A 5,208-nucleotide genomic window follows, 5' to 3' on the forward strand; every position below is an offset into this window, starting at 1 on the left:
AAGCTGGTGACGAAGGTAAACTATTCGGTTCTATCGGTACTCGTGACATCGCTGATGCAGTAACTGCAGCTGGCGTAGCACTTGTTAAGAGCGAAGTACGTCTACCTGAAGGTGCACTACGTACTACTGGCGAATTCGAAGTTAGCGTTCAGCTAAATTCAGATGTATTCGCAACTGTTAAACTAAACGTTGTTGCTGCAGAGTAATTGCTTTTAGCTTTAATAGAAAAAACCAGCCTTCGGGCTGGTTTTTTTATGTCTAAAATTTGAGTGAGAAAAGATTTTAGCGTTAATTAACGGCTTAACTACATACTGTAGATCAGGCTAACAATGGTACTCGAATCGAAGTTCTTCATATTGTTCGGTACCCAAGTGTAATAGGTGTAGTTAAAGCCAACACTCAATGCGATGTTATCAGTGATGGAATTGGTCAGTGATAAATCGTTTTGGATCGTGGTGTTACTTTTACCTGCGACAATATTAGTTTTATTTTCAAAAGAGAGTGTTTTTAGCGGTTTCCATGTCATGGTTATTGAGCTTTGTAATACCCCTTCATTCACCACTTCTGGTTTAACAATATCATCATCAATTTCATCAAGGTTGGGATCTTGGTGACGAAAGCCTGGGCCAATATCAATTAAAGTTTGGAATGTTTCATAGCTAAAGAGACGATAACCGATACCGGCAGAAGCTAATGAGTCAACGTAATACGGACCATAGCGATCATCAATATAGCTACCATTGGCATATAAGTAATAGCCATCACGGATCAGCATTTGCGATTTTAAATTAGCTGAAATTTTACGTTTATCTTCTTCACCATTTTTTTTTGCCATTAGCAGACTAGTATCAGCATTGGTTTTATAGCGGCCTTTGATATATTGCAGATCATAGTTAGCATTTAGCGTTTGTGAATCTGAATTGCCGGCAAGTGCTGTAAATCCAAGCCCCACCTCACTGGTAAAGTGAGAGGGCGAGACATCTTCCTCGATATCTTGATCGTCAGCAGCATAGGCTGCAGTATTGGCAAGCAGCAATAATGTCAGTAGGTATCTTGCCAAAGTTCCTCCCACGGCAGGTGTCGTAAATTGAGTGTTATCGATGATAAGCATTATGCGCCCGCATTCTAACCCAAATTTGTCAGCTTTTGGTTAGGAATCGTTACGCTTGACTATCAGTTAATTTAAAAAGGCGCATAATTAAATAACCTGCAGGTTTGGTGATGAGTCGTAAGTTTATGACTGCTCAGATCCGAATGTATGGGGTATACTACTATGCTTCATTCTTGTTCTTGGCTAATACGCAATTTCTATGGCAGATAATAGTAAACCGAAAAAACCAAAAGATAATCAAATGGACTCCATTAAGATGCCGCCTCACTCTTTAGAGGCTGAGCAATCTGTTCTTGGTGGTTTGATGTTGGATAACGAAAAGTGGGATATGGTGGCTGAAAAAGTCGTTGCCAATGATTTCTACAGTCGTCCACACCGGATTATTTTTCAGGCGACAGCGGCACTATTAGAGGCGGGTCAGCCGCTAGACTTGATCACCCTGTCTGAAAACCTTGAGCAATCAAGCACACTTGATGATGTAGGCGGTTTTGCTTACTTAGCTGAACTGGCAAAAAATACGCCATCAGCGGCAAATATCTTAGCGTATGCTGATATTGTCCGTGAGCGTGCACTTATTCGTGACATGATTGGTGTGGCAAATGAAATTGCCGATGCCGGTTATGATCCACAGGGCCGTACCAGTGAAGACTTACTGGATATGGCTGAAAGTAAAGTCTTTGCGATTGCAGAGCAACGTACCAACGATAAAGAAGGTCCACAAAGCGTTGATACGATCTTAGAAAAGACCTTAGAACGTATCGAGATTCTATACCAGTCGCCGCAAGATGGTGTTACAGGTGTATCGACAGGTTTTACCGATCTCAATAAAAAAACAGCCGGCCTTCAAGGCTCCGACTTAATCATTGTTGCGGCACGTCCATCGATGGGTAAAACCACCTTTGCGATGAACTTATGTGAAAACGCAGCAATGGAGCAGGAAAAACCTGTACTTATTTTCTCGTTAGAGATGCCAGCTGAACAGATCATGATGCGTATGTTGGCGTCACTTTCGCGTGTTGACCAAACTAAAATTCGTACCGGTCAACTCGATGATGAAGACTGGGCACGTATTTCATCAACAATGGGTATTCTGATGGAAAAGAAGAATATGTTCATTGATGATAGTTCGGGCTTAACACCAACGGAAGTCCGTTCTCGTGCCCGTCGTATTGCCCGCGATAACGGCGGTATTAGTATGATCATGATTGACTACTTGCAATTAATGCGAGTACCGGGTCTGCAAGATAACCGTACATTAGAGATCGCTGAGATTTCCCGCTCGTTAAAAGCACTGGCAAAAGAATTAAACGTACCGGTTGTTGCCTTGTCGCAGCTTAACCGATCATTGGAGCAACGTGCTGATAAACGCCCTGTTAACTCAGACTTACGTGAGTCAGGTGCGATCGAGCAGGATGCCGATTTAATCATGTTTATTTATCGTGATGAGGTTTATCACGAAGATAGCGCCCTGAAAGGGATCGCTGAAATCATCTTAGGTAAGCAACGTAATGGTCCTATCGGTACTGTACGTTTAACCTTCCAAGGCCAGTTTTCTCGCTTTGATAACTATGCTGGCCCTGCCTACGATGAAGAGTAAGTGTAAGAATATTATTTAGGATTTTGGATGAAAGCTGCAACCGCGCATATAGATACTGACGCTTTAGCTCATAATTTGAGTGTGATCCGTCAACACGCACCAACCAGTAAAATTTTAGCGGTCGTTAAAGCGAATGCTTATGGGCATGGCTTACTTCGTGTTGCTCAAACGCTTACGAATGTTGACGCTTATGGGGTTGCGCGTATTGAAGAAGCATTAATTTTACGCGCTGGTGGGGTCGTAAAACCTATTTTATTATTAGAAGGTTTTTATGCGCCTAGCGATCTTCCAGTATTAGTGACCAATAATATTCATACCGTGGTTCACTCGATTGAGCAATTGGAAGCATTAGAACAAGCTGAACTTGATAGCCCTGTACAAGTTTGGGTGAAAATTGATACTGGTATGCACCGTTTAGGTGTTCGCCCTGAAGATCTGACGGATTTCATGGCGCGTTTAAATAACTGTGAAAATGTCGCAAAGCCATTACGCTTTATTAGTCACTTTGGTAATGCTGATGACTTAAGCTCTGATATTACTTTAAAGCAGTTAGATACCTTTTTAGAGTTAACGCAAGACTATCAAGGTGAACGTTCATTAGCCGCATCAGCTGGTATTTTAGCGTGGCCTGATAGCCAGTTAGAATGGATTCGCCCTGGCATCATTATGTATGGAGTTTCCCCTTTTGATGCACCAGAACGTTTTGCTTCAACTTATGATTTAAAACCCGCAATGACATTAACGTCTAGCCTTATTGCTGTACGTGATGTTAAGAAAGGGGAGCAAGTTGGCTATGGCGGTATTTGGACCAGTGAGCGAGATACCAAAGTCGGTGTGATTGCGATTGGTTATGGCGATGGTTATCCTCGTACTGCTCCTAACGGTACGCCAGTGCTTGTCAATGGTCGTATTGTTCCTATGGCCGGGCGTGTTTCTATGGACATGCTAACGGTGGATTTAGGGCCTGATGCGCAAGATAAAGTGGGCGATACAGCCACATTATGGGGCGAAGGGTTACCGGCTGAAATTGTGGCAGAGCACATTGGTACTATTGCCTATGAATTGGTGACTAAATTAACACCACGGGTTGCGATGGCATACACGTGATGAATTAAACATTGGACGATGAGTTTTAATGGAAGAAAGAAAATTAAAAGCCGTAGCGTATGCTGCGGCTTTGTTGGTTTCAGCGGATATTCATGCTGAAAATGAACCACTTGATATTGATGGATCAGCAACGGTAGAAAATAAGGATTCAGAGGTTGCTGCAGTACCTTTTATGTTTTCTACCGATAGCATGGGGTTGTCTATTGGTGCCGCAGGTGTTGTCAAAAAAGCAGGGCAACCACAAGCTTCACTATTAGTGGCTGGATTGGTGACAGATAAAGGCACATGGATGACGTATCTGGGGGCTTATAATTACGCGTTATCAGCCGACAGCCGCTGGCTATTTGGGGCTGAGCTTTACAGTGGTGATTATAAAGATTTTAATTACTATGTAGGAAAAGCGACCCAAAATGATTCCCATCTTGATGATAGGATCATTGCCGATGCGCAAGAGTCACTGCATCAACTGAGTGCGCGTTATATTTTGCCTATTGGACAAGGTAAGCACGATCCTATTCAATCTGCGCTTTATCCTAACCGCCAATTAACAGGTTATACGCCATGGGAAAGCGGCGTATCGTCAATAGATTTTCGCCCGTTCTATCAATCTCGCCAGTTTGCTAAAAACACACCGATCCCGCCTTCTAATTTTTCACATAATGACAGTGTCTGGGGGCTAGAAACTCGGTTTGAATGGAACAACCAAAACAATAGTGCCAATCCAACTCAAGGCAGTAAAAGTCAATTTAAGCTGACGTATGCGCCTGATATCTCAGAGCAAACAAGTTGGTGGAAATGGGAAATCAACCAAAGCTGGTATTGGAATTTAGGAAAACTCGATAACGTATTTGATCAGCAAGTCTTGGCGTTTAATGTTTATACCGCCGATACCCCAAGTTGGAATACAACGGATTCGAAACATGGTTATCATCGTCCACCTGAATATGCAGGAGTAAAACTGGGGGGCTTATATCGCTTGCGGAGTTTTCAAACGGGGCGATATGTAGGGCGATCTGCAATCAGCTACAGCGCAGAATATCGCGTGATGCCAGAGTGGCAACCACTGAATGAATGGCCTGTTTTTAATTGGTACAACGTGCCTTGGTGGCAGTGGGTAGCATTTGCTGATGTTGGTCGTGTTGCGGATAGTTACAATCTCTCTGAGCTGCATTCAGACATGAAATGGAGCGCAGGTGGTGCGGTACGTTTTCAAGTCGAAGGTGTTGTCGTCCGAACAGAAATGGCGTGGGGCAGTGAAGAAAGTACCTTTAGGGTGATGGTCAATCAACCTTTCTAGTATTAAATATAAAGCACTTACGCTTTTTCATTGGGCGTAAGTGCTTAATTATATGGTCCGCCTCATCCTAAGCCGTTAGGCTTAGGGTAGGCTTTC

At 43.1% G+C, this 5,208-nt stretch carries 5 protein-coding genes; 4 read left to right on the forward strand and 1 reads right to left on the reverse strand.

Translation table 11 applies throughout. From position 1 onward, the window contains the following. Window positions 1-206, forward strand: a 206-nt coding sequence (gene rplI, locus I3259_RS19890) for a 50S ribosomal protein L9 (protein WP_238031407.1), incomplete at its 5' end; no start/stop codon positions are given. Between the two features lie 98 nt (window positions 207-304). On the opposite strand, the gene I3259_RS19895 is transcribed toward rplI, so the two are convergent. Beyond that, entirely contained in the window at window positions 305-1,111 is an 807-nt protein-coding gene (locus I3259_RS19895) for a DUF481 domain-containing protein (protein ID WP_238031408.1), read from the reverse strand. Window positions 1,112-1,310: 199 nt separating this feature from the next. On the opposite strand from I3259_RS19895, the gene I3259_RS19900 reads away from it, so the two are divergent. The 3 genes from I3259_RS19900 to I3259_RS19910 are packed head-to-tail and all read left to right on the forward strand — an operon-like array spanning window position 1,311 to window position 5,112. Beyond that, window positions 1,311-2,708 carry a replicative DNA helicase gene (locus I3259_RS19900; RefSeq protein ID WP_238031409.1) on the forward strand — a complete coding sequence of 466 codons (1,398 nt, stop codon included), beginning with the start codon at window positions 1,311-1,313 and terminating at the stop codon, window positions 2,706-2,708. 27 nt (window positions 2,709-2,735) lie between these two features. After that, window positions 2,736-3,815 (forward strand): alanine racemase, encoded by a 1,080-nt coding sequence (gene alr, locus I3259_RS19905; RefSeq protein ID WP_238031410.1) that lies wholly within the window; start codon window positions 2,736-2,738, stop codon window positions 3,813-3,815. 28 nt (window positions 3,816-3,843) lie between these two features. Next, window positions 3,844-5,112 (forward strand): BamA/TamA family outer membrane protein, encoded by a 1,269-nt coding sequence (locus I3259_RS19910; protein ID WP_238031411.1) that lies wholly within the window; start codon window positions 3,844-3,846, stop codon window positions 5,110-5,112. Window positions 5,113-5,208: the final 96 nt, after the last annotated feature.

It is taken from the genome of Photobacterium sp. Ph5 (assembly GCF_022129445.1).
In the GTDB taxonomy this organism is placed as follows: Bacteria; Pseudomonadota; Gammaproteobacteria; order Enterobacterales; family Vibrionaceae; genus Photobacterium.

Bases quoted from the DNA above. Each gene is read 5' to 3' on its own strand.
- I3259_RS19900 (WP_238031409.1), top strand. From the start codon at position 1,311: ATGGCAGATAATAGTAAACCGAAAAAACCAAAAGATAATCAAATGGAC.
- I3259_RS19895 (WP_238031408.1), bottom strand. From the start codon at position 1,111: ATGCTTATCATCGATAACACTCAATTTACGACACCTGCCGTGGGAGGA.
- I3259_RS19910 (WP_238031411.1), top strand. From the start codon at position 3,844: ATGGAAGAAAGAAAATTAAAAGCCGTAGCGTATGCTGCGGCTTTGTTG.
- alr (WP_238031410.1), top strand. From the start codon at position 2,736: ATGAAAGCTGCAACCGCGCATATAGATACTGACGCTTTAGCTCATAAT.